Source organism: uncultured Microbacterium sp., assembly GCF_945952435.1.
Lineage (GTDB): Bacteria > Actinomycetota > Actinomycetes > Actinomycetales > Microbacteriaceae > Microbacterium.
The window spans coordinates 94,148-116,852 of the sequence record NZ_CAMFHZ010000004.1 but is presented as its reverse complement, the minus strand read 5'-3'; the positions used below and the strand labels follow the sequence as shown (position 1 = coordinate 116,852).

Sequence of the window (22,705 nt, the reverse complement as noted above, 5' to 3'; positions counted from 1 at the left end):
CGAACGCCGCGCTCGCGCGCACGGATCCTGCCTGCACGCGCCCTGGCGTAGGCTGAACGGGTTGCCGCCGGCGCCAGCAGCGCAGATCTTGCGGCCGAACCCCTCACCCCTGGGAGACTGAAGCAGTGCCTGGAGAGAACCTCACCCGCATCGAGGCGCAGGAGCGCCGTGCGATCGTCGACACCGAGTCCTATGAGATCGCGCTCGATCTGACCAAGGGCCCGGAGGTGTTCGGATCGCGCAGCGTCGTGCGCTTCGGCGCCACCCCCGGCTCCTCGACGTTCATCGATCTCATCGCGCGGGAGGTCCGCGAGATCACGCTGAACGGCGAGCCGATCGATCCGACCACCGCGTTCGCGGACGCGCGGATCCAGCTGGACGGGCTGGCCGAGCAGAACGTGCTCGTCGTCGACGCCGACTGCGAGTACACGAACACCGGCGAGGGCCTGCACCGCTTCGTCGACCCGGTCGACGGGGAGGTCTACCTCTACTCCCAGTTCGAGGTGCCCGACTCCCGTCGCGTGTTCGCCGTCTTCGAGCAGCCCGATCTCAAGGCGACGTTCCAGTTCACCATCACCGCACCCGCGGCGTGGAAGATCGTCTCGAATTCCCCCACGCCCGAGCCGATCCACCACGACACCTCGAACGGATCCGCATCGCAGGAGTCGGGCGCGGTGGCGACCTGGGGCTTCGAGCCGACGCCGCGCATCTCCTCGTACATCACGGCGATCATCGCCGGCCCGTACGAGCAGACGTTCTCCGAGCTCACCAGCGCCTCAGGTCGCGTGATCCCGCTCGGCGTCTACGGCCGCAGGAGCCTGTGGGAGTACCTCGACGCCGACTACATCTTCGACAAGACCCGCGAGGGCTTCGCCTACTACGAGGAGAAGTTCGGCGTCCCCTACCCGTTCGCGAAGTACGACCAGCTCTTCGTCCCGGAGTTCAACGCGGGCGCGATGGAGAACGCGGGCGCGGTGACGTTCACCGAGACGTACGTGTTCCGCAGCAAGGTGACCGACGCGGTCAAGGAGCGTCGCGTCGTGACGATCCTGCACGAGCTCGCGCACATGTGGTTCGGCGACCTCGTCACCATGAAGTGGTGGAACGACCTCTGGCTGAACGAGTCGTTCGCGGAATGGGCGTCGACCATCGCGACGGCCGAGGCCACCGAGTGGACCGAGGCCTGGACGACCTTCAACGCGATGGAGAAGACCTGGGCCTACCGTCAGGACCAGCTTCCCTCCACGCATCCCGTCGTCGCGGAGATCAACGATCTCGACGACGTGCAGGTCAACTTCGACGGCATCACCTACGCGAAGGGCGGCTCGGTCCTCAAGCAGCTCGCCGCATGGGTGGGCATCGAGGCCTTCTTCGCCGGTGTCTCCGAGTACTTCAAGAAACACTCGTGGCAGAACACCGAGCTCAGCGACCTGCTCGTCGAGCTGGAGCGCACGAGCGGACGCGAGCTCACCAGCTGGTCCAAGAAGTGGCTCGAGACCGCCGGCGTCAACACGCTCGCGCCCGTCATCGCGGAAGCGGCGAACGGCACGATCTCGCGTTTCGCGGTCACGCAGACCGCTCCCGCCGACTACCCGACGATCCGTCCGCACCGCCTGGGGATCGGCTTCTACGACCTCGACGCGTCGGGCGCGCTCGTGCGCACGCACAGCGTCGAGGTGGATGTGGACGGCGATCGCACCGAAGTGCCGGAGCTGCAGGGGCTGCGCCGTCCCGACCTGGTGCTGCTGAACGATCAGGACCTGGCCTACGCCAAGATCCGCCTCGACGACCGCTCGCTCGCGACCGCGGTCGCACACCTGGCCGACATCAGCGACCCGCTCGCGCGTTCGCTCGTCTGGGGCGCGGCCTGGGACCAGACGCGCGACGCGGAGAGCTCCGCGAGCGACTACATCGACCTCGTGCTGGGCAACATCGGGCGCGAGACCGAGTCGACGACCGTGCGCACGACGCTCGCCCAGCTGCAGACCGCGGCCGCCCTGTATGTCACGCCGGAGCACCGCGCCGCCGCCCGCGCGCGCGTCGCCGACGGGCTGTGGGCGCTCGCCCAGCAGGCCGAACCCGGCTCGGACAACCAGCTGCAGTTCGTCACGGCCTTCGCGAACGCGCTGACCTCGGCCGAGCAGGCCGGCGTCGTGCGCCGTCTCCGCGACGGCGATCTCGTGCTCGACGGTCTGACGGTCGACACGGATCTGTCCTGGCAGCTGCTCGTCGGCCTCGCCACCGTCGGCGCCGTGGACGGCGCGGCGATCGACGCGGCCCTCGCCCAGGACAACACCTCCAAGGGCGCGGAGTTCGCGGCACAGGCCCGCGCAGCGCTGCCCACCCCCGAGGACAAGCGGGCGGCCTGGGCCGCGCTGGTCGACAACGACGACCTGTCGAACACGATCGTGCGCTCTGCGGCGCTCGGCTTCACGCACCCCGCCGGGGCCGCGCTGCTCGAGCCGTTCGTGCCCCTGTACTTCGACCGCCTGCTCTCGATCTGGGAGGGTCGCACCTTCCAGGTCGCGAACTACCTCATCGTCGGGCTCTATCCGAAGGCGCTCGCCGACACGGCTCTGCGCGACGCGACGCGGGCCTGGCTCTCCGCGAACCAGGAGGCGGCGCCCGCGCTGCGCCGCCTCGTGTTCGAGAACCTCGCCGACGTCGAACGGGCGCTCGCGGCGCAGGCGCGCGACGCGGACGACGCCGAGGATCAGAACGCCTGACCGAGAGCGGTCCGAAGGGCGCCGTGGCGGATCGATCCGCCCGGCGCCCTTCGTCGTCCGCGGGCCATCGCGGCGACACCGCCCTGGCCCGCGGATCAGGAACCGCCAAGGCCCGCGGAACTAGGATCGGATGCGATGAACATCGTGCCTCTCGCCGACAAGCCCGCCACGGACTGGTGGTCGAAACTCGTCATCGTCCTCGGAGAAGCGGGGATGAACGTCTTCTGGTCGGTCGTGATCGTGGTGGTCTGCGGGCTCATCGCATACGCGCTGCGCTTCGTCATCCGCAGGGTCGTGCGCCGCATCGTGGAGGGCGCCAAGTCCAAGGCCAATGTCGACGACACCCAGGCGCTCGAACGCTCCCCGCTGGCTGACATGCGCCTCGTGCAGCGCACGCGCACGCTCGGCTCGATCCTGCAGAACATCGTCAACGTCGCGCTGGTCGTGATCGCGCTCATCCTCGTCGTCAACACGTTCGACTCGTCCCTGCTCGGCTCCCTGACCCTGCTCACGGCCGCGGTCGGCGCCGGCCTCGGCTTCGGTGCCCAGAACATCGTGAAAGACGTGCTCAACGGGATCTTCCTCGTCGCCGAGGATCAGATCGGCATCGGCGACGTCGTCGAGCTGCGCCTGTCCTCCGGCGGCGCCACGGGCGTCGTCGAGTACGTCAGCGTCCGGGTCACGCAGGTGCGCGACGTCAACGGGACCCTCTGGTACGTGCGCAACGGCGAGGTCACCCATCTCGGCAACATGTCCCAGGGATGGGCGCGCGCGATCGTCGACCTCGGCGTTCCCGCGGACGCCGATCTGCCGGCCGTCGAGGAGGCCGTCCTCGCGACCGCACAGGCCCTCGCCAAGGATCCGAAGTGGCGGACGCGGATCATCGAGAAGCCCGAGCTCTGGGGCCTGGAGTCGGTATCGGGAGAGGCACTGGTCGTGCGGATCGTCATCAAGACGCGCGCCAACACGATGGACGACGTCGCGCAGGAGCTGCGCGCTCGCCTGCGTTCCACGGTGCTCGGTCTCGGCCTGGACGTTCCGCACATGGAGTCCGTGACGCTCTCCGGCCCCGAGGGCGCTCGGCGGGTGCGCGGCGCGAATCCGCCGAAGACCCGCCCGAACCCCGTCGCCGGGGTGCCGGAACGCGGGTTCTGGCGTCGCAAGAAGAACGGCGGCGAGAAGACCCCGGCGGTCACGACGCCGCAGCCCGCCGCTCCCCCGAAGCCGCCCAAGCCCGCTCGTCCGGCCAAGAGCCCCGGCACGATTCCGGTGATCGGCGCCGCCACGACGAACGGCGCACAGCGCGCAGCGGATCCTTCCGGCGCCTCGGAGGCGCCCCCGTCGAAGGACGCGTCGGACAAGAACTCGTCGAAGAAGGACCCGTCGAAGAAAGACCCGTCGGGCGAGGACGCGTCGGGGAAGGATCCGTCATGAGCGACGCCTCGTCGTTCTACGACCAGGTCGGTGGTCACGACACCTTCCAGCGCCTGGTCGTCGCGTTCTATCGCGAGGTCGCACAGGATCCGGTGCTCAAGCCGATGTATCCCGAGGAGGATCTGGGGCCGGCCGCCGAGCGGCTGCGCCTGTTCCTCGAGCAGTACTGGGGCGGGCCCACGACCTACGGCGAGCAGCGGGGGCACCCTCGGCTGCGGATGCGGCACATGCCGTTCCACGTCGATCCCGATGCCCGCGACCGGTGGCTGCGGTGCATGCGCGTCGCCGTGGACGAGGCCGGTCTGTCGCCGCTGCACGAGGCGACGCTGTGGGACTACCTGGAGCGAGCCGCGCATGCCATGGTGAACACGTTCGAGCCGCGCGGCATCGGTCCGGACGCCGCAGGGCGGCCCGCGCTCTGATCTCCGTCCCCTCGAGACCGAAGGAGTTCTCATGACGACGACCACGCACCGCACGGACGTGCTCGTGATCGGGTGGGGCCTGTCGGGCCTCGTCGCCGCCGCGGAGGCGGTCGCCGCGGGACGACGGGTCGTGATCGTCGACCAGGAGCCACGCACGAACCTCGGCGGTCAGGCCTGGTGGTCCTTCGGCGGCCTCTTCCTGGTCGACTCCCCGGAGCAGCGCAGGATGGGGATCGCCGACTCCTACGAGCTCGCCCGGCAGGACTGGCTGGGCACCGCGGGCTTCGACCGTCCGGAGGACGCATGGCCGCGCCGCTGGTCCGAGGCGTACCTGCAGTTCGCGGCCGGCGAGAAGCGCGCCTGGCTCCGCGAACGCGGCGTCGGGTTCTTCCCCGTCGTGGGGTGGGCCGAACGGGGCGGGTACGGCGCCCTCGGCCCCGGCAACTCGGTCCCGCGGTTCCACATCACGTGGGGCACGGGGCCGGGCATCGTGGCGCCCTTCCAAGCGGCCGTCGAGAGCGCGGAGAGATCCGGCCGGCTCACCGTCCTTCCCCGTCATCGGGTGAGCGTGCTGCGTATGCAGGACGGCGCGGTCGTCGGCGCGGCGGGCGAGATCCTGGCCTCCTCCCCCGCAGCCCGCGGGGAACGGACGGATCGCGACCCGGTCGGATCCTTCGAGGTCACGGCCGGCGCGACCATCGTGACCTCGGGCGGAATCGGCGGAAACCACGACCTCGTCCGCGCCGCCTGGCCGAAGAGGCTCGGAACCCCTCCGCACGACATGCTCACCGGGGTCCCCGCCTACGTCGACGGCTCGATGCAGTCGGTCTCGTCCGATGCCGGCGCACATCTCGTGAACGGTGACCGGATGTGGCACTACGTCGAGGGGATCCGCAACTGGGCGCCCGTCTGGCCGGGGCACGGGATCCGGATCCTGCCCGGCCCCTCCTCCCTCTGGCTCGACGCCACCGGGCAGCGCCTGCCCGTGCCGCTGTACCCGGGCTTCGACACGCTCGGCACCCTCGCGCACCTGCGCGGCACCGGCTACGACCACTCCTGGTTCGTGACGACGCGCCAGATCGTCGAGAAGGAGTTCGCGCTCTCCGGCAGCGAGCAGAACCCCGATCTCACCGGTAAGGACGTCCCGCTGCTGCTGCGCTCGCGCCTCGCCAAGGGGCCCACCGATCCGGTGCAGGCGTTCCTCGACCACGGGGAGGACTTCGTCGTCGACGACGATCTCGCCCGCCTGATCGCGCGCATGCAGAAGCTGCCGGGAGGGGACGCCCTGGATCCCGATCGCGTGCGGGGCGAGGTCGTCGCCCGAGACCGCGAGGTCGTCAACGACTTCACGAAGGATGCGCAGATCGCGATGCTGCGTTCGGCGCGCGCCTACCGCGGCGACCGGCTCATCCGCACGGCCGCGCCGCACCGCCTGCAGGATCCCGCCGTAGGACCGCTCATCGCGGTGCGCCTGCGGGTCATCACCCGAAAGTCTCTGGGCGGGATCGAGACGGACCTCGAAGCCCGCGCGCTCGACGCGGACGGCACGCCGATCCCCGGACTGTACGCGGCCGGCGAGGCGAGCGGCTTCGGCGGCGGCGGCATGCACGGCTACCGCGCGCTGGAGGGGACCTTCCTCGGCGGGTGCCTCTTCTCCGGTCGCACGGCCGGCAGGGCAGCCGCGCACGCGATCTGACCGGGCGCTTCCCGCGAGGCTCCTGATTCTGGGGCCGATCCGGCGGCATACCAATATACTGGTTGAGCACGCGCTCCGCCGATCACCGATCTCCGGCTCGTCGCGTCGAAGAACTCGCCATCCTCCTGCCCGGACGTCCGCGTCCCGCCGTCGAACACGAGTGGATCATCCGCCCTCCTGACCTCATCGCCCCGCTCCTCTCCGAGCCCGCGGGTCCGGCTTCGACCCACACCTCGCGATGACAGGCCGAACGACGGCGACGGCACGTGCGGCGCCCGATCCCGATACAGAGAGCTGTACTGAAAGTACAGTTTCCTCGGCTGTTCATCCTTGCTCCTCCCGCTGCACTGGAGGGGTGTCCCTCCCGCCCGAACCCGACCTCGAACAGCTGCGGGTGGCGTTCAACCAGGCGAGGCACGCCGCCAGTCTCACGTTCGACCAGCTCGCAGAGCGGTCAGGGGTGAGTCGGCAGACGCTCATCAACCTGTCCCAGGGCAGGCACTACGGCGATCTGCGGACCTGGCTGAAACTCTCCGCCACCTTCGGCATCGGACTCGACGAGCTCGTCGCGCCGGTCTGGCGCAACGAGCCGACGTCCGCTCGACGCGTCGAGGACGTCAGCCCGTCACGCGAACGGGCGTGAGGCCGGTCGCGGCGGGTCCGCGGCTCAGCACATGGCCCCGCGCGAAGGCGAGCCGCGTCCAGCGTCCCGAGGCGGTGACCGGCACCCGCTCGGCACCGGAGATGAAGCCGAAGGCGTGCGCGGCGAACGCGACACCCCGAGGCAGGCCGAGGAGATCCGCGTCGGGTTCGCCCCAGATCGCCGCACGCAGCGCACGCACCGCCTCCTCGCCGGATCCGTCCGGGGAGCCGTGCGCGACGGCCGAGATGCCCCATTGGGCCCGCTGCGCGACGATGTCGGCGCCGAGCTCGCCGACGCGCTCCCAGCCGCCGCGGGGAGGAGCGACCCCTGCCCAGGCGGGACTGCGCCCCGTGTCGGGCAGCGCCAGAGCGCGAGGATCGTCGGTGGCGCCCAGTTCGCCGATCACGATGTCGCAGCGCAGCTCGGGATCCGCGTGCACGATCCGCATCGCGAGGATCGTCGGCGTCTGATCGAACAGTCCCTGCGGCGCGAGCGCGGCCGCGGTCATCGCCAGGACTCCGTCGTGCGCCTGCAGACGCACGCCCTCGTCTCCGGCGCGCGCGGCACGGGACACGAACGTCAGAGCGTCGTGGGCGGTGTCGGCATCGGCGAGGATCAGCGGCGTGGGCACGCCCTCTAAACTAGCAATCGGCGCGCGACCCTCCCGGCCGCGACCACGGCGGAGAGGACCCCATGTCATCGGATGAGGACGCCCGACGCTCGGTCGACATGCTGCTCCGGATCCTGAATCTCGGATCCACCGAGGCACGGACCACGGAGGACATCTTCACCGGCTCCTCGCACCCGATGCCCACGGGCCGTATCTACGGCGGCCAGGTGCTCGGTCAGTCCATCATCGCGGCGGAGCGGACGATGCCGACCGGGCGGGTGCCGCATTCGATGCACGGCTACTTCCTGCGGGCGGGGGATGCCACGCAGGGCGTCACCTTCGCCGTCGACCGGATCCACGACGGGCGCTCCTTCTCCACGCGGCGCGCGCAGGCCTATCAGAACGGCGTTCCGATCTTCTCGATGATCGCGTCGTTTCAGGACGAGAACCCCGGTATCGAGCACGCCGAGCCCCTGCCGGACGGGATCCCCGATCCCGACACGCTGAGACCCGACGAAGAGCTCTCCGACGGCATCCCCCCGCTGTCGGTGCGGATGCTGTCCGAGCGCCCTGTCGACATGCGCCATGTGGAGGGGCCGCTGTACCTCCATGCCGATCCGGAGCGCCGCGCACGACAGGCCGTGTGGATGCGCCTGCGCGCACCGTTCCCCGACGATCCCGCGCTGCACCGGGCGGCACTCGCCTACCTCAGCGACATGTCGATTCAGGAGTCGATCCTCCGTGCGCACGGCCTGAGCTGGGCGACGCCGGGCTTGAAGGTCGCGAGCCTCGACCACGCGATGTGGTGGCACCGTCCCGGCCGTGTGGACGACTGGCTGCTGTACGTGCAGGAGTCCCCGAACGCGCGCGGAGGGCGCGGCCTCGCCACCGGGCGCATCTACGACCGGGAAGGCCGCCTCGTCGCCAGCGTCGCACAGGAGATCACCGTGCGCGTGCCGCAGGAGTGACCCCCCGGCCCATACGGCGCGACGTTCTCGTCGTCTGCCTCGCACCGCGGAATGCGGCCGGACCACCCGATCCCGCGGGCCCCGCTCAGCCGTGCGCGAAGACGATCGGTGCACCCGTGTAGGGCGCCCAGACCGCACGCATCTCCGGGGTGATCCGCGTCGGGCGCCCGGTGGCGGGGTTCACGAGGACGATGATCGCCGTCGATCGCGCGTACAGCACGCGTTCCTCGAACGACGGGTCGTTGTAAACCTCGTAGCAGACCTCGATGCTCGAGCCCCCGAGCTTGCCGAACCACATCTGCACCTCGAGCGGACGACGCTGGTAGGGCACCGGCGCGACGTACTCGATCTCCTGCCGCGCGACGAGCGTGATCACGCCCGCGTCGATGCCGGAGTCCAGGATCGCCGTGCTCAGTGCCTCCTCCCCCTCGTCGGGACGCCAGAACGCCCGCACCCTCGCCTCTTCGAGAAGCTTGAGCATCGAGGTGTTGTTGACGTGGTTGAAGGCGTCGAGGTCCCCCCAGCGCAACTGGATGGGGATGTGCAGACGTGCCGAGAACGCGGTGATCGCGCGCCCCTCCTCGGTTCCGACGGGCTCAGTCACGGGTCAGGCGACGGTGGGTCGAACGGTGGGGGTTGGCCGCGTCGGGACCGAGGCGCTCGATCTTGTTCTTCTCGTAGGCCTCGAAGTTGCCCTCGAACCAGTACCACCGGTCGGGGTTCTCGTCGGTTCCCTCGTAGGCCAGGATGTGCGTCGCGATGCGGTCGAGGAACCACCGGTCGTGGGTGATGACCACGGCACAACCGGGGAACTCCAGCAGGGCGTTCTCGAGGGATCCGAGGGTCTCGACGTCGAGGTCGTTGGTCGGCTCGTCGAGGAGGAGCAGGTTGCCGCCCTCCTTGAGGGTCAGGGCGAGATTCAGCCGGTTGCGCTCACCGCCCGAGAGGACGCCCGCTTTCTTCTGCTGATCCGGTCCCTTGAACCCGAACTTGGAGACGTAGGCGCGCGACGGGATCTCCGTCTTGCCGACCATCATGATGTCCAATCCGTCCGACACGACCTCCCACAGCGTCTTGTCGGGGTCGATGCTGGCCCGGGACTGGTCGACATAGCTGATCTTGACCGTCTCCCCGACCTTGAGCTCGCCCCCGTCGAGCGGTTCGAGCCCCACGATGGTCTTGAAGAGCGTCGTCTTGCCGACGCCGTTCGGACCGATCACGCCCACGATGCCGTTCGGCGGAAGGCTGAAGCTCAAGCCGTCGATGAGCGAGCGCCCGTCGAAGCCCTTCTCCAGGTTCTTCGCCTCGATGACGACGCTGCCCAGTCGCGGACCGGCCGGAATCTGGATCTCCTCGAAGTCGAGCTTCCTGGTGCGCTCAGCCTCGGCAGCCATCTCCTCGTAGCGCGCCAGACGGGCCTTGGACTTGGTCTGGCGTCCCTTGGCGCTCGACCGGACCCATTCGAGCTCGTCCTTGAGGCGCTTCGCGAGCTTGGCGTCCTTCTTGCCCTGGATGTCGAGGCGCTCGGCCTTCTTCTCCAGATAGGTGGAGTAGTTGCCCTCGTAGCCGATCAGGCGGCCGCGGTCGACCTCGGCGATCCATTCGGCCATGTTGTCGAGGAAGTACCGGTCGTGGGTGATCGCGATCACGGCGCCCTTGTAGGCCTGCAGGTGCTTCTCCAGCCAGAGCACGCTCTCGGCGTCGAGGTGGTTCGTGGGCTCATCGAGCAGGAGCAGATCCGGCTTCTGCAGGAGGAGCTTGGCGAGCGCCACGCGACGCTTCTCACCGCCGGAGAGGTTCTCCACGCTCGCATCGGCGGGCGGGGTGCGCAGTGCGTCCATGGCCTGTTCGAGCTGGGAGTCGAGGTCCCACCCGTCCGCGGCGTCGATCTCCTCCTGCAGCACGCCCATCTCCGCCAGCAGGGAGTCGAAGTCCGCATCCGGGTCCGCCATGAGCGCGGAGATCTCGTTGAAGCGGTCGACCTTCGCCTTGATCGCGACGCCCTCCTGGATGTTCTCCAGAACCGTCTTCGTCTCGTCGAGCTCTGGCTCCTGCATGAGGATGCCCACGCTGAAGCCGGGAGTCAGCTTCGCCTCACCGTTGGAGGGCGCGTCGAGCCCCGCCATGATCTTCAGAATCGTCGACTTTCCGGCGCCGTTCGGACCGACCATGCCGATCTTCGCCCCGGGCAGGAACGCCATGGTGACGTCGTCGAGGATCAGCTTGTCGCCGACCGCCTTCCGGGCTCGGACCATGGAGTAGATGTATTCGGCCACGAGGGCGCTCCTTCTGTCGTAGCAACGACGCTTGCGAACGGCTGCGGGTCGCACCGGCCCACGGGCACGGAATCGACACTCCAGCCTACCTGTGCCCACGGCCTCGGGTCGGGCGCACGCTCAGCCCCCGACGGGTTCCGTCTTCCCGATCAGGCAGCGGCCCCCGGCGAGCTGCGGCAGAACGATCGTGACGGGGTCCCCCGTGGACGGCCCCACCTGACCGACCAGGCACTCCGTCGCACCCCAGCGCACGGAGAACTGCACGCTCTCCGCCGGATTGCCGACGGTCGACTCGTCCGCCGTGCGCTGCATGTCGGCGCGCGCGAACCCGGCCGTGCTCAGTGCTTCCACGTATGCCGCGCTCGATGCGCGCTGCGGCGAGGCCCAGACCTGGGCGACGACCGCGGCGAACAGAGGAAGGTTGTCCTGCGCGCTCCCCTCGGGATGCAGCACTGGTGCGGCACTCGGCGGGGCGGAGGCCGGTGCGGGCGACGAACTCGGGGATGCGGCCCCCGAAGCCGATGAGGCGGGCCCCGGGCTCGTCGCCGTACATCCCGCAAGCACGAGCACCGCCAGCACACCGCCGACCAACGCCATTCCCGCACGACCTGTCATCGCCGTCACGCGCGGATGCCGCGAGGCGGTCCGAGATGTCTGCACGCTAGAGAGTCTAGGCGGCGCGTCCGCTGTCAGAACGGAGTGTCTCCGTCGCTCGGCGCCCAGTCGTCCTGCGCGCTCGATCCCGCACCCACACTGACGGGCTCCCGGTCCTGCTCGACGGTCTCGGTCGCCGCGGTGCTCGAACCGCCGCCTCGCTCGGGTTCGGGCGGGACCTGGTGGGACACTCTGCGGAACGTGCTGCGCCCCCACCGCAGATCGGGTCCGATGCTGTCCGCCTCGATCTCGACGGCGAGCCCGCGCTTGCCCTCCGGCGTGGACCACTCCCGCAGCTTCAGCCTTCCCGTGACGAGGACGCTGTCGCCCTTGTTCAGGGAGGCCGCGGCGTTCTCCGCCAGCCATCGATAGGCACGAACGGTGTAGAAGTTCGTGCCCGCGTCGATCCAGGCGCCCGTCCGCGGATCCTGCCGGCGATGGTTCGATGCCAGCCGGAACGTCAACGTCTCGATCCCGGTGGCGGTGCGTCCTCCCTCCGGCGGGGACGCGACGTTCCCGACGACGGTGATGGTGTCGACCATGTCCTCTGCTCCTCTCGGGGCACCCGGCGGCGCCCTCCTGACGACAGCGTGGCGCCTGGGCGGCAGACCGCCGCTCCGCTCGGCGCAACCCGTGGAGAACGCGTTGAAGCGCGACGTTGTGCGGAACGACGAACAACGCTCGCACGCGCGCCGGGGCGGCGCCGCGCACGCACCGCTCAGTGCACGAAGAGCAGCAACGCGGCGACGGCGATGAACAGGAGCCCGAACACGAGGTTGAGCCGGCGCTGCCCCGCCTTCGTCGCCGTGAGGCGTCGGAAGGTACGCGCTGCGGCGGCGAACACGAACCACATGACGACGATGTCGATCACGACGACCGTCGCGATCAACAGCAGATACTGCGGCCAGGGGTCGAGGTCCAGGCGGATGAACTGAGGAACGAAGGCGAGGAAGAACACGATCGCCTTGGGATTGAGCAGATTGACCCAGAAGCCCCGTCCCAGCATCGACCAGCGTCCCTCCGTGGTGCGCGGGATGTCGTCCTGGGCGGACACGTCGGGAACCCGGGCGACGATCAACCTGAGCCCGAGGAACACCAGGTAGGCGGCGCCCAGGTAGCGGATCGTCTCGAAGAGCCAGGGCAGCCGCGCCACGAGCAGACCGACGCCGGCCGCCACGATCGCGACATGGACGACGAGGGCGAGCTGCTGTCCGATGATCCCCCAGATGGAGCGGCGCCACCCCTCGTTGAGCGCGTTCGTCATGGTGTTGATGGCGCCGGCGCCGGGCGTGAGGCTGATCACGAGGCACGCGACGACCAGGGAGAGCCACACGGTCACAGTCACGGATTCAGTGTAGGGAGAGCCGCCGGGACGCCGGCCCCTGGGCGAATGTCGGTGGTCGTCTCTATGTTCGAAAGAGAAGGAGGAACACCATGAGCACGAACCTCTCGTCCGCACCCACGGTCCGTTGGGCCACCCCGAGCCTGCGCCGCGCCGCCGAGACGCTGCAGCCCGTCGGCGAGCGTCTCTGGCGCGTCGTCGACGCCCGGGGCGGCATCCGCGGGCATCTCCGGATCATTCCGCACGACCTCGGTCTGCGCTACCGGGCAGAGCGGCTTCACCTGCCTTCCGGCGTGTTCCGCATCGTCGGCGACTTCTGGAGCGCCGACGACGCGGTCGCCGCGCTCCGTCTGTGAATCCTCGGGCCAGGGAACCCTCAGGCCCGGGACGCCTCGGGTCAGGCTTCTTGGCCAATCCTTAGCCGGCTCCGGGGAACATGGTTCCGGCGCGCCGTGCACGGGCGCTCCGCCTCCGGTGTCCCCGCTGCGAGGACGCCTATCGAGAAGGATCCGCCCCATGACCGATCTTCGACGTCCCCGCACCCGGAGGCTCACCGGCATCGACCGCCCGAGCCGACGCCCCTGGGCCGCGGTCCTGGTCGCGGCGCTCGGAGCCGCCTTCGTGATCGGACTCGGCTTCGCGACGACGCCGGAGCATCCGGATCACGCGGTGGTCACCGCCCTCAACACCCTGCACACCGGCGCCTGGGGTGCGGTTGCGAGCGCGGTCTACCGCGGCATCGAGCCGATCCCCGCCGTCGGGATCACGCTCGCGATCGCGACCCTCGTCTGGTGGGTCTCGCGCTCGCTGCGCACCGCCGTGCTGTTCGGGACGACCGTCGCCCTCACCTGGCTTCCCGTCGCCGCGATCAAACTCCTCGTCGACAGGCCGCGCCCCGATGCGACGCTGCTCGCGCACCCGTTCGTTCCTGCGCAGCCGGACGGGTCCTTCCCCAGCGGACACACGGCCTACGTCGTCGCGCTCGCCTTCGGGTTCTGGTTCCTGCTCCGCCACACACGCTGGGCCTGGGCGCCCGTGGTCTTCGGCGTCGCCATGACGGCGTTCGTGGGGCTCGCGGTCGTGAGCGACGGCCTGCACTTCCCCACCGATGTCCTCGGCTCCGTGGTCTGGGCTGTGTCCACCGCCTGCGCGGTGCGGTGGATCGTCGTGGATCTGGTCGCGGCCCGGGTCTGGCCGATCCGTCGCATCCGCTGAACGATCGGCCGACGCACACCGCCGGCACGGAGGACGTTGGGTCGAGCGAGGGGGCTTGCAGACCTCGGAGAGCGTCCCCGCGATGGAAAAGTGCCCCCTGCAGGATTCGAACCTGCGACCAACGGATTAGAAGGCCGTCGCTCTGTCCACTGAGCTAAGGGGGCCTTCCCCCAGGCTAGCGGTTCACGTGTCGAAGCCCGTCATTAGGATGGCTCCATGGTTTCTTCGTCCGAGAACGATCGGCTGGTCTGGATCGACTGCGAGATGACGGGACTCGACCTCGCGATCGACGAACTCGTCGAGATCGCGGTCGTCGTCACCGACTTCGAGCTGCGCCCGCTGCACCCCGGCTTCCAGGTCGTCATCCGTGCGAGCGAGCCGGCCCTCGCCCAGATGAACGAGTTCGTCACCACGATGCACCGCACCTCGGGCCTGTTCGACGAGATCCCCGACGGGGTCACGCTGGCGGAGGCGCAGGAGCAGACCCTCGCCTACATCCGGCAGTTCGTGCCGCAGGAGCGCAAGGCACCCCTTGCCGGCAACACCATCGGCACCGATCGCATGTTCCTCGCCAAGTACATGCCCGAGGTCGACCAGTACCTGCACTATCGCAACGTCGACGTGTCGAGCATCAAGGAACTCGCCCGCCGCTGGTACCCGCGCGTCTTCTTCCACGCTCCGCCCAAGGACGGCGGGCACCGTGCCCTGGCCGACATCCTGGAATCGATCCGCGAGCTCTGGTACTACCGCAGGGCCGTGTTCGTGGGCGAGCCGGGACCGACCAGCGACGCCGCGCAATCGATCGCCGATGCGGTCGTGTCCGAGTTCCCCTCGAACGTGTAATACACTGGTGAGGTTGCCCGCTCCGGCAGGCACATGGTGGCTATAGCTCAGTTGGTAGAGCACCGCGTTGTGGTCGCGGGGGTCGCGGGTTCAAGCCCCGTTAGCCACCCCACAGGCGGAGAGCCCGGGTCCTCGGATCCGGGCTCTCCGCGTTTTCCGAGCGCGATCCGTGCCGCGCGACGCGACTAGCATCGGAGGGTGGCCTCCTTCGTGCGCATCGCGACCGACGCCGACCTCGCAGAACTCGCTCGCATCGAGGACGAGGCCGACGCGGTGTTCGCGACGCTCCCCGGCATTCCTCCGCTGCCCGGTCTGGGCGCTGCCCCGAGCGGCGCGGAACGCGCGACGGAGCCGGGCTTCGTGCTGATCGTCGCCGAGGAGGATGCCGGGGAGCCGGTCGGCTTCGTCCACGTGCTCGAAGAGGGGGGCATCGCTCATCTCGAGCAACTTTCCGTCCTCCCCGCACATGCGCGCCGAGGACACGGGCGTGAGCTCGCGGAAGCCGCGCTCGACGAAGCCGCGGAGCGCGGTCACGACGTGGTCACGCTGCGGACCTTCGCGGACGTCCCGTGGAATGCGCCGTTCTATGCGTCGCTCGGCTTCGTGGAGGCCGACGCACCCGACCTGCCGTTCTACCGCGCCCTCGAGGACGAGGAGCGTCGGATCGGACTCGACGCCGCGGGTCGTCGGGTGCACATGCGCATCGACGTGCGGCCGGGCCTGGAGATGGACGCGGACTCGTTCGAAGACCTCGTGACGGCCGAGCTGGACCGGCTGCCGGACGACATGGTCGAGGGACTGGAGAACGTCGTCTTCGTCGTCGAAGACCGCCCCGAAGACGGCTCTCTGGATCTGCTCGGCCTCTACGACGGGCTCGCCCTCACCGAACGGACGGGCTACGGCATGGCCGAGCTGCCGGACCGGATCATCGTCTACCGGGAACCGCATCTCGCCCAGTGCCCCGATGAGGACGCCCTCCGCGACGAGGTCCGCACGACGCTGGTGCACGAGATCGCGCATTACTACGGGATCGACGACGCACGCCTGCATGAGCTGGGGTGGGCATGACGACCCCGCTCGCCACCCCCGAGATCGATGAGCATCTGGATCTCCGGGCGGCTCCGGCCGTGCCCTGGGAGCTGGTCGTCTGGGACGACCCGGTCAACCTCATGAGCTACGTCGTCCGCGTGTTCCGCCGCTACTTCGGCTATCCGAAGGACCGGGCGACGCGACTCATGCTCGCGGTGCACAACGAGGGTCACGCGGTCGTGGCAGTCGGGCCGCGGGAGACGATGGAGGTGCATGCCCAGGCGATGCACGACTACGGACTGTGGGCGACCGTGCGTCGCGCGGAGGGGTGAGGACATCCGAATGACCGGCGGGATCGCACTGGCCTGGGCGCGCATCGAGGGAGCGCACCTGGTCGACCTGATCGATCAGTTCCTGGAGCTTATCCAGGACACCAAGATCGGCGCCGATGCCGCGCTGAGCCGACTCACCCCCGCGGTGTACCCCGACGACGATGCCGCGTCGGCGGAGTTCGCGGCCGCGACCAGCGCGGATCTGCTCGACCGCCGCGCGGCGGACGCCCGCGTCGTGCGCGCCGGAATCGCCCCGTTGCTGACCGGCCCGCCCGAGGAGACGATCGACCTGCGGCTCTCCCCCGCCGAACTCGAGGCCTGGCTCCGCACGCTCGCGGCGCTGCGTCTCGTGATCGCCGGACGGCTGGGCGTCTCCGGAGACGATCGACACGATCCGGACGACGCACGGTTCGGCGTGTACGACTGGCTCGGCTATCGGCTCGACGTCCTGGTCGAGTCCGCCGAGGAGGGCGACGGGGAGCTCTGACGGCCGGCTGCACCGGATCCTGCGCGGCGCCGCACACGGGCGCTCACGGAACCCGGATGACGAGATCCGCGAGCGCGATCGGATCGTCGTCCTGGAGGTGCTTGTCCTCCTGGGCCGCCCATCGTCGCCAATGCGGACGGAACAGATCGCCATCACGGTCGAGCGCGCGTCCTCGTCGACTCGGCTCCGGCGCGTCGATCCACACCCGGACGTCCGCATCGCGGGACGACCCGGGGGTGAGCGCCCCGCAGCCCTCGAGGATCACGCCACGCCCCGGGTCGACGGTATGGCTCTCCGCATACTCGCCGGTCGCCCAGTCGTAGCGCCGCCACGTGCCCGGCACCCCCTGTCGGTGCGGATGCAGGATCTGCGCGCGCGCCCGCTCCGCGCCCTCCGCGAGCCCGTCCCACCCGGGGTAGATCGCGTCGAGCGCCACGAGCTGAGCGGGCGCCGCCAGCGGCCAGCGATCGGCGAGCCGTCGAGCGAGAGTGGACTTCCCCGCCCCGCTGCGACCGTCGATCAGGACGACGGGATCGGGCCGATCGGTCCGGCGCACCGCGTCGATGATCCGCACGACCGCGTCGTCGAGGGCTCGAGCGACGGGATCGTCACTTCTTGAGAGCACGGATGACGCGAGAGAGCGCGCGCCCGGCGACCCAGACGAACGGGATGGTCACAGCAAGGAGCGCGACGAAGTTCGGCTCGAAACGCAGCCCCTCCTCGCGATGGATGTACGCGCCGAGGGGGATCGCGACGCCACCGCCACCGCCACCGGATGCGTCTCCCTCGCTCGCGCTGACGTTCTTCGCGTCCCCGCCGCCGAATCCGGAGAAGGTCAGGGCGACCGGCACGAACGGCACACCGTCGACCTCCTGTGTGTCGCCATAGGCGCTCTTCACGCCGAGGGATGCAGCGTTCTGACCAAGCTCGAGTGCGATGTTGGGCATGCGTCCACGCTAGCCCACGCGATATCCCACGGGCCAGCGACCGGAACGGTGCGCATCGGCGCGGGGCCGCGCGGTCAATCCAGGCCGTGCGCGCGAGGGTGCGGAGCGGAACCTCGTCCTCGTGACGCGCCGAGATGCCGCGCCCGGGTGACCATGCCGGATCCGAAACGCGCCTGCGCGCTGTCCAGCGCGCCTTCGACCCGGCGCCAGTCGGCGTCGTCGTCCCAGAGGCCGAGCGCACCCCCGGCATCGCGAAGCCTCTCCGCGCGCACGCCCACGAGCCGCACGGGGTCCCGTCGCTCGATCGCATCGAAAAGTCCGCGAGCCACCTCGCCGATGCGCTGACCGACCGACGTCGGCTCCGACAACGTCTGCGAGCGGGTGACGGTCGAGAAGTCCGCGAAGCGCACCTTGATCGAGACGGTCGACGTCTCCCAATCCGCCCGGCGCAACCGCCCGGCGACCCGGTCGGCGAGGCGCAGCAGTTCCGAGCGCAGCACGTCCGGGTCAACGACGTCGATCTCGAACGTCTCCTCGTGCCCGACGCTCTTCTCCACCCGCGTGGTCTCGACGCTGCGTGGATCCCGTCCGTCGGCGAGGTCGCGCAGCCTGCTCGCGGATGCGGAGCCGACCGCGCGTTCGAGAGCCGGGAAAGGGATGGAGCGCAGATCCCCGATGAGGCGGATGCCACGCGCCTCGAGCGACTCCGCCGTCTTCGGCCCGACGCCCCACATCGCGCGCACCGGCTTGGCCGCGAGGAAGTCGAGCGTCTCCGCCTCCGGGACGATGAGCAGACCGTCGGGTTTCGCCATGGTCGACGCCATCTTCGCGACGTGCTTGGTCGCGGCGGCCCCCACGCTGCACGTGATCCCGACCTCGTGCTGCACGCGGTGCCGGATCATGGCTCCGATCCGCCCGGGGCTCCCCCACAGCCGACGCACACCGCGGACGTCGAGGAACGCCTCGTCGATCGACAACGGCTCGACCAGAGGAGTGACCTCCTCGAAGATGGTCATGACCTGCGCGGACACCGCACGATACTTGGTGAAATCGGGCGGGACGACGCGGGCGGACGGGCACAGGCGGATCGCCTGCGCGACGGGCATCGCCGAACGCACGCCATAGCGTCGCGCCTCATAGGACGCACTGGACACGACCGACCGTCCGTCGGGGGCGCCGATGATCAGCGGAAGCCCGCGCAGAGTCGGATCGTGGAGCACCTCGACCGCGGCGTAGAACGCGTCCATGTCGACGTGCAGGATCCCCGCCCCGGTGTCGTCGGCGTCGGGTGCCGAGACGATCCGCCCGGATCCATCGCCACGTCCCATGCCTCCCATTCTCGCGGAGACCACGGACATCGGGCCCGCCAGGACCGCGCGGCGAGGCGATTCTGCACCCCTCCCCGCGTTTCGTCTCGCGCCGCCTCCGGCGGGGCTCGCTCAACGACCCCTCGCCCCGCGGCGATCGGACCACACGCAACCTGCGGTTGGGCTCGCTCGACGGCCCCCATCGCGCGGCGACCGGACCACGCGAAACCAACGGTTGGGCTCGCTCGACGGCCCCTCACCGTGCGGGGATCGGACCGCACGAATCCCGCGTTTCGTCTGCGGCGGGGCTCGCTCGACGACCCCTCGCCCCGCGGCGATCACACAAACGCAACCCGCGGTTCGGCTCGCTCGACGACGACGAGGGGTTACTGCGCGGCGCGCTCCAGGACGAGCTCGCGCACGCGCGCGGCGTCCGCCTGACCCTTCATGGCCTTCATGACCGCACCGATCACGGCGCCGGCGGCCTGGACCTTGCCGTCCTTGATCTTCGCGAGCACGTCCGGCTGCGCGGCCAGGGCGTCGTCGATCGCGGCGACGAGCGCGCCGTCGTCCGACACCACGGCGAGGCCCCGGGCGTCGACGACCTGCTGCGGGCCGCCCTCCCCCGCGATGACGCCTTCGAGGACCTGTCGGGCGAGCTTGTCCGTGAGGGTTCCGGCGTCGACGAGCTGCTGCAGCGCGGCGACGTTCTCCGGGCTGATCAGCGACGCCGCGTCGCGCTCCTCGGCGTTCGCGATGCGGCTGATCTCGCCGGTCCACCACTTCCGGGCGGCGTCCGGCGTCGTGCCGGCGGCGATGGTCGCCTCGACCTCGTCGAGCAGGCCGGCATTCACGACGCCCTGGAACTCGATGTCCCCGAAGCCCCAGTCCGCCTTGAGACGGCGGCGACGGGCGATCGGCTGCTCCGGCAGCGCCGCACGCAACTCCTCCACGAGCTCGCGGGCCGGCTGCACGGGCAGCAGGTCCGGCTCCGGGAAGTAGCGGTAGTCGTCGGCGTCCGACTTCGGGCGTCCCGGCGACGTCGTGCCGCTGTCCTCGTGCCAGTGACGCGTCTCCTGCGTGATCGACCCTCCGTCGGCGAGGATCGCGGCCTGACGCTGGATCTCGTAGCGGACGGCTCGCTCGACGGAGCGCATGGAGTTCACGTTCTTCGTCTCCGTGCGCGTGCCGAGCTTCTCCTGGCCGCGCGGGCGCAGCGACACGTTCGCGTCGCAGCGCAGGTTGCCCCGTTCGAGACGCGCCTCCGAGATGCCGAGCCCGCGCACGATGTCGCGGATCGCGGCGACGTACGCCTTCGCGATCTCGGGGGCGCGGTGCTCCGCGCCGAAGATGGGCTTCGTGACGATCTCCACGAGCGGCACGCCGGCGCGGTTGTAGTCGACGAGCGAGTACTCGGCGCCCTGGATACGACCCGTCGATCCGCCGACGTGCGTGAGCTTGCCGGCGTCCTCCTCCATGTGCGCGCGCTCGATGGGGATGGTCACGAGCGTGCCGTCCTCGAGCTCGACCTCGACGGATCCCTCGAAGGCGATCGGCTCGTCGTACTGGGAGATCTGGTAGTTCTTGCCGAGGTCGGGGTAGAAGTAGTTCTTCCGAGCGAACCGGCACGATTCCGCGATCGAGCAGCCGAGCGCGAGACCCAGGCTGATGGAGGAGCGCACGGCCGTCGCGTTCACCACGGGGAGCGAGCCGGGAAGACCCAGATCGACCGGAGCCAGCAGCGTGTTGGGCGCGGCGTCGTGGTTGCGCTCGTTCGCGGGGTTGGGCGCGTCCGAGAACATCTTGGTCTCGGTGTTGAGCTCGACGTGCACCTCGAAGCCGAGCACCGGCTCGAACAGTTCGAGCGCCTTGTCGTAGTCCATGAGCTTCGCAGCGGACATCAGCGGGTTCCTCCCAGCACGGGTGCGCGGTCGAGCAGCGGCCCGCCCCACGCGTCGACGAGCAGCGCCTCGAGTGCGGCGCCGACCCGGTACAGGCGGGCGTCCTCCCGGGCGGGCGCGAGGAACTGGATGCCGACGGGCAGTCCGTCCTCCTCGGCCAGACCCGACGGGATCGAGATCCCCGGCACGCCGGCGAGGTTCGCCGGAATCGTGGTGAGGTCGTTGAGGTACATCTGCAGCGGGTCGCCGATCTTCTCGCCGAGTCTGAACGCCGTGGTCGGCGCGGAGGGCGTCGCGATGACGTCCACCTGGGCGAACGCGGCGTCGAAGTCGCGCTGGATGAGCGTGCGCACCTTCTGCGCGCTGCCGTAGTAGGCGTCGTAGTAACCGGCGGAGAGCGCGTACGTGCCGAGGATGATGCGGCGCTTGACCTCGGGGCCGAAGCCGACCTCGCGGGTGAGGGACATGACGTCCTCGACCGTGCCGCCGCCGTCGGGCGTGACGCGCAGGCCGAAGCGCACCGAGTCGAACTTGGCCAGGTTGCTGGATGCCTCCGCGGGCAGGATCAGGTAGTACGCGGCCACGCCGTACTCGAAGTGCGGGGCCGAGATCTCGACGATCTCCGCGCCCTGCGCCTCCATCTGCCGCAGCGCGGCGTGGAACGAGCTCGCCACCCCGGCCTGGAAGCCGGAGTCGGGCAGCTCGGTGACGACGCCGACCTTGAGGCCCTTGAGGACCTGCCCGGTCGCACCCTCGCGCGCCGCGGCGGCGAACGACGGCCAGGAGTCGGGAAGCGACGTAGAGTCCTTCGGATCGTGGCCCCCGATCACGTCGTGCAGCAGACCAGCGTCGAGGACGGTGCGCGCGACCGGACCCACCTGATCGAGGCTGGACGCGAGCGCGATCGCGCCGTAACGGCTGACCCCGCCGTACGTCGGCTTGATCCCGACCGTGCCGGTCACGTGCGCGGGCTGGCGGATCGATCCGCCCGTGTCCGATCCGAGCGCGATCGGCGCCTCGAACGCCGCGACCGCGGCGGCGGAACCGCCTCCGGATCCCCCCGGGATCCGATCGAGGTCCCAGGGGTTGTGCGTCGGCCCGTACGCGGAATGCTCCGTGGAGGATCCCATCGCGAACTCGTCCATGTTGGTCTTGCCGATGCCGACGAGGCCGGCCGCGCGGGCGCGGGCGACGACGGTCGCGTCGAACGGCGAACGGTAGCCCTCGAGGATCCGGGATCCGCTCGTGGACGGCTGGTCGGTCGTGACGAGCACGTCCTTGATGGCGAGGGGCACGCCGGCGAGCTCGCCGAGCTGCTCGCCCTCCGCGCGACGACGATCGACCTCGGCGGCCGCGTCGAGCGCGTGCTCGTTGACGTGCAGGAAGGCGTGCACGTCGCCGTCGACGGCGGCGATGCGGGCCAGGTGCGCCTGGGTCGCCTCGACGCTCGACACCTCTCCGGCGGCGAGGCGGGCACCGAGCTCCGCGGCGGTCCAGCGGATGATCTCGCTCACTGCTCCTCCCCCAGGATCGCGGTCACGCGGAAGCGGTCGCCATCGGCGTCCGGCGCGTTTTGCAGCGCCTGCGCCGTGGTCAGCGTCACACCGGGGACGTCGTCGCGGAAGACGTTGTGCAGCGCGATCGGGTGGCTCGTCGCCGGCACGTCGGGGGTCGCGACCTCCGACACCTTGGCGATGTTGTCGACGATCGCATCGAGCTGACCGGTCAGCTGCGACACCTCGTCTTCGGAGAGCTGGATGCGCGCGAGCACGCCGAGATGGCGCACGAGATCGGGGATGATTTCAGACACGCGTCCAGTCTAGCCAGCGGGCCCCGACCCGTCGGGACGGCGCGGGACGACGACCATCGGCCG

Annotated in this window: 24 protein-coding genes, 2 tRNA genes and 1 pseudogene; 14 read left to right on the top strand and 13 right to left on the bottom strand. The window is 70.0% G+C overall.

Features of this window, described 5'->3' with window-relative positions; genetic code table 11:
• Window positions 1-125 precede the first annotated feature (125 nt).
• From pepN to Q0P88_RS03230, 5 genes are all read left to right on the top strand, one after another.
• On the top strand, window positions 126-2,726 hold the full coding sequence (gene pepN, locus Q0P88_RS03250) for an aminopeptidase N (RefSeq protein WP_295011006.1): 2,601 nt from the start codon (window positions 126-128) through the stop codon (window positions 2,724-2,726).
• Window positions 2,727-2,861: 135 nt separating this feature from the next.
• On the top strand, window positions 2,862-4,160 hold the full coding sequence (locus tag Q0P88_RS03245; protein WP_295011004.1) for a mechanosensitive ion channel family protein: 1,299 nt from the start codon (window positions 2,862-2,864) through the stop codon (window positions 4,158-4,160).
• Window positions 4,157-4,582, top strand: a complete 426-nt coding sequence (locus Q0P88_RS03240) for a globin (protein ID WP_295011003.1) — start codon at window positions 4,157-4,159, stop codon at window positions 4,580-4,582. The genes Q0P88_RS03245 and Q0P88_RS03240 overlap by 4 nt, the downstream gene beginning before the upstream one ends.
• Before the next feature lie 31 nt (window positions 4,583-4,613).
• Window positions 4,614-6,278, top strand: a complete 1,665-nt coding sequence (locus tag Q0P88_RS03235; protein ID WP_295011001.1) for an FAD-binding dehydrogenase — start codon at window positions 4,614-4,616, stop codon at window positions 6,276-6,278.
• Between the two features lie 355 nt (window positions 6,279-6,633).
• Window positions 6,634-6,921 (top strand): helix-turn-helix transcriptional regulator, encoded by a 288-nt coding sequence (locus Q0P88_RS03230; protein WP_295010999.1) that lies wholly within the window; start codon window positions 6,634-6,636, stop codon window positions 6,919-6,921.
• On the opposite strand, the gene Q0P88_RS03225 is transcribed toward Q0P88_RS03230, so the two are convergent.
• Window positions 6,896-7,552 (bottom strand): hypothetical protein, encoded by a 657-nt coding sequence (locus tag Q0P88_RS03225; protein WP_295010997.1) that lies wholly within the window; start codon window positions 7,550-7,552, stop codon window positions 6,896-6,898. The two genes, Q0P88_RS03230 and Q0P88_RS03225, sit on opposite strands and share 26 nt — an antisense overlap.
• Before the next feature lie 62 nt (window positions 7,553-7,614).
• On the opposite strand from Q0P88_RS03225, the gene Q0P88_RS03220 reads away from it, so the two are divergent.
• On the top strand, window positions 7,615-8,499 hold the full coding sequence (locus tag Q0P88_RS03220) for an acyl-CoA thioesterase II (RefSeq protein WP_295010995.1): 885 nt from the start codon (window positions 7,615-7,617) through the stop codon (window positions 8,497-8,499).
• A gap of 85 nt (window positions 8,500-8,584) precedes the next feature.
• Here Q0P88_RS03220 and Q0P88_RS03215 read toward each other — a convergent pair whose 3' ends face one another.
• From Q0P88_RS03215 to Q0P88_RS03195, 5 genes are all read right to left on the bottom strand, one after another.
• Entirely contained in the window at window positions 8,585-9,103 is a 519-nt protein-coding gene (locus tag Q0P88_RS03215; protein ID WP_295010993.1) for a thioesterase family protein, read from the bottom strand.
• A complete protein-coding gene (gene ettA, locus Q0P88_RS03210) occupies window positions 9,096-10,775 on the bottom strand; it encodes an energy-dependent translational throttle protein EttA (protein WP_295010991.1) in 1,680 nt (559 codons plus the stop codon). The genes Q0P88_RS03215 and ettA overlap by 8 nt, the downstream gene beginning before the upstream one ends.
• A gap of 120 nt (window positions 10,776-10,895) precedes the next feature.
• Window positions 10,896-11,228, bottom strand: coding sequence for a DUF6993 domain-containing protein (locus Q0P88_RS03205; protein WP_295010989.1), 333 nt, complete (start codon window positions 11,226-11,228; stop codon window positions 10,896-10,898).
• A gap of 236 nt (window positions 11,229-11,464) precedes the next feature.
• On the bottom strand, window positions 11,465-11,971 hold the full coding sequence (ssb, locus tag Q0P88_RS03200) for a single-stranded DNA-binding protein (RefSeq protein ID WP_295010987.1): 507 nt from the start codon (window positions 11,969-11,971) through the stop codon (window positions 11,465-11,467).
• A 176-nt stretch (window positions 11,972-12,147) separates the two neighbouring features.
• Window positions 12,148-12,774, bottom strand: coding sequence for a LysE family translocator (locus Q0P88_RS03195; RefSeq protein WP_295010985.1), 627 nt, complete (start codon window positions 12,772-12,774; stop codon window positions 12,148-12,150).
• Window positions 12,775-12,863: 89 nt separating this feature from the next.
• Between Q0P88_RS03195 and Q0P88_RS03190 the strand changes: the two genes are divergently transcribed.
• Together Q0P88_RS03190 and Q0P88_RS03185 are read left to right on the top strand one after the other, a co-directional pair.
• Window positions 12,864-13,127 carry a hypothetical protein gene (locus Q0P88_RS03190; protein WP_295010983.1) on the top strand — a complete coding sequence of 88 codons (264 nt, stop codon included), beginning with the start codon at window positions 12,864-12,866 and terminating at the stop codon, window positions 13,125-13,127.
• Window positions 13,128-13,287: 160 nt separating this feature from the next.
• Window positions 13,288-13,986: a phosphatase PAP2 family protein gene (locus tag Q0P88_RS03185; protein WP_295010981.1), complete on the top strand. Its 699-nt coding sequence runs from the start codon at window positions 13,288-13,290 to the stop codon at window positions 13,984-13,986.
• A 91-nt stretch (window positions 13,987-14,077) separates the two neighbouring features.
• On the opposite strand, the gene Q0P88_RS03180 is transcribed toward Q0P88_RS03185, so the two are convergent.
• Window positions 14,078-14,150: transfer RNA gene (locus tag Q0P88_RS03180), tRNA-Arg, on the bottom strand.
• A 52-nt stretch (window positions 14,151-14,202) separates the two neighbouring features.
• On the opposite strand from Q0P88_RS03180, the gene orn reads away from it, so the two are divergent.
• From orn to Q0P88_RS03150, 6 genes and pseudogenes are all read left to right on the top strand, one after another.
• Window positions 14,203-14,829, top strand: coding sequence for an oligoribonuclease (gene orn / locus Q0P88_RS03175; RefSeq protein WP_295010980.1), 627 nt, complete (start codon window positions 14,203-14,205; stop codon window positions 14,827-14,829).
• A 36-nt stretch (window positions 14,830-14,865) separates the two neighbouring features.
• Window positions 14,866-14,941 (top strand) — tRNA-His (locus tag Q0P88_RS03170).
• A gap of 86 nt (window positions 14,942-15,027) precedes the next feature.
• Window positions 15,028-15,435, top strand: a pseudogene (locus Q0P88_RS03165) (GNAT family N-acetyltransferase); the annotation flags it as partial.
• A 90-nt stretch (window positions 15,436-15,525) separates the two neighbouring features.
• Window positions 15,526-15,897 carry a metallopeptidase family protein gene (locus tag Q0P88_RS03160; RefSeq protein ID WP_295011096.1) on the top strand — a complete coding sequence of 124 codons (372 nt, stop codon included), beginning with the start codon at window positions 15,526-15,528 and terminating at the stop codon, window positions 15,895-15,897.
• Window positions 15,894-16,190, top strand: coding sequence for an ATP-dependent Clp protease adapter ClpS (gene clpS, locus Q0P88_RS03155; RefSeq protein WP_295010978.1), 297 nt, complete (start codon window positions 15,894-15,896; stop codon window positions 16,188-16,190). The genes Q0P88_RS03160 and clpS overlap by 4 nt, the downstream gene beginning before the upstream one ends.
• Before the next feature lie 10 nt (window positions 16,191-16,200).
• Window positions 16,201-16,677 (top strand): DUF2017 family protein, encoded by a 477-nt coding sequence (locus tag Q0P88_RS03150; protein ID WP_295010976.1) that lies wholly within the window; start codon window positions 16,201-16,203, stop codon window positions 16,675-16,677.
• A 43-nt stretch (window positions 16,678-16,720) separates the two neighbouring features.
• Here Q0P88_RS03150 and Q0P88_RS03145 read toward each other — a convergent pair whose 3' ends face one another.
• The 6 genes from Q0P88_RS03145 to gatC form a co-directional block, all read right to left on the bottom strand.
• The gene (locus Q0P88_RS03145) at window positions 16,721-17,251 is read right to left on the bottom strand and encodes a hypothetical protein (RefSeq protein WP_295010974.1); all 531 of its coding nucleotides are present in this window, start codon (window positions 17,249-17,251) and stop codon (window positions 16,721-16,723) included.
• A gap of 34 nt (window positions 17,252-17,285) precedes the next feature.
• Window positions 17,286-17,624 (bottom strand): hypothetical protein, encoded by a 339-nt coding sequence (locus Q0P88_RS03140; RefSeq protein ID WP_295010972.1) that lies wholly within the window; start codon window positions 17,622-17,624, stop codon window positions 17,286-17,288.
• Between the two features lie 74 nt (window positions 17,625-17,698).
• Window positions 17,699-18,952: a DNA polymerase IV gene (gene dinB / locus Q0P88_RS03135; protein WP_295010970.1), complete on the bottom strand. Its 1,254-nt coding sequence runs from the start codon at window positions 18,950-18,952 to the stop codon at window positions 17,699-17,701.
• A gap of 365 nt (window positions 18,953-19,317) precedes the next feature.
• Window positions 19,318-20,832, bottom strand: coding sequence for an Asp-tRNA(Asn)/Glu-tRNA(Gln) amidotransferase subunit GatB (gene gatB, locus Q0P88_RS03130; protein WP_295010968.1), 1,515 nt, complete (start codon window positions 20,830-20,832; stop codon window positions 19,318-19,320).
• A complete protein-coding gene (gatA, locus tag Q0P88_RS03125; protein WP_295010966.1) occupies window positions 20,832-22,346 on the bottom strand; it encodes an Asp-tRNA(Asn)/Glu-tRNA(Gln) amidotransferase subunit GatA in 1,515 nt (504 codons plus the stop codon). The genes gatB and gatA overlap by 1 nt, the downstream gene beginning before the upstream one ends.
• Window positions 22,343-22,642: an Asp-tRNA(Asn)/Glu-tRNA(Gln) amidotransferase subunit GatC gene (gene gatC, locus Q0P88_RS03120; protein ID WP_295010964.1), complete on the bottom strand. Its 300-nt coding sequence runs from the start codon at window positions 22,640-22,642 to the stop codon at window positions 22,343-22,345. The genes gatA and gatC overlap by 4 nt, the downstream gene beginning before the upstream one ends.
• Between the last annotated feature and the right edge of the window lie 63 nt (window positions 22,643-22,705).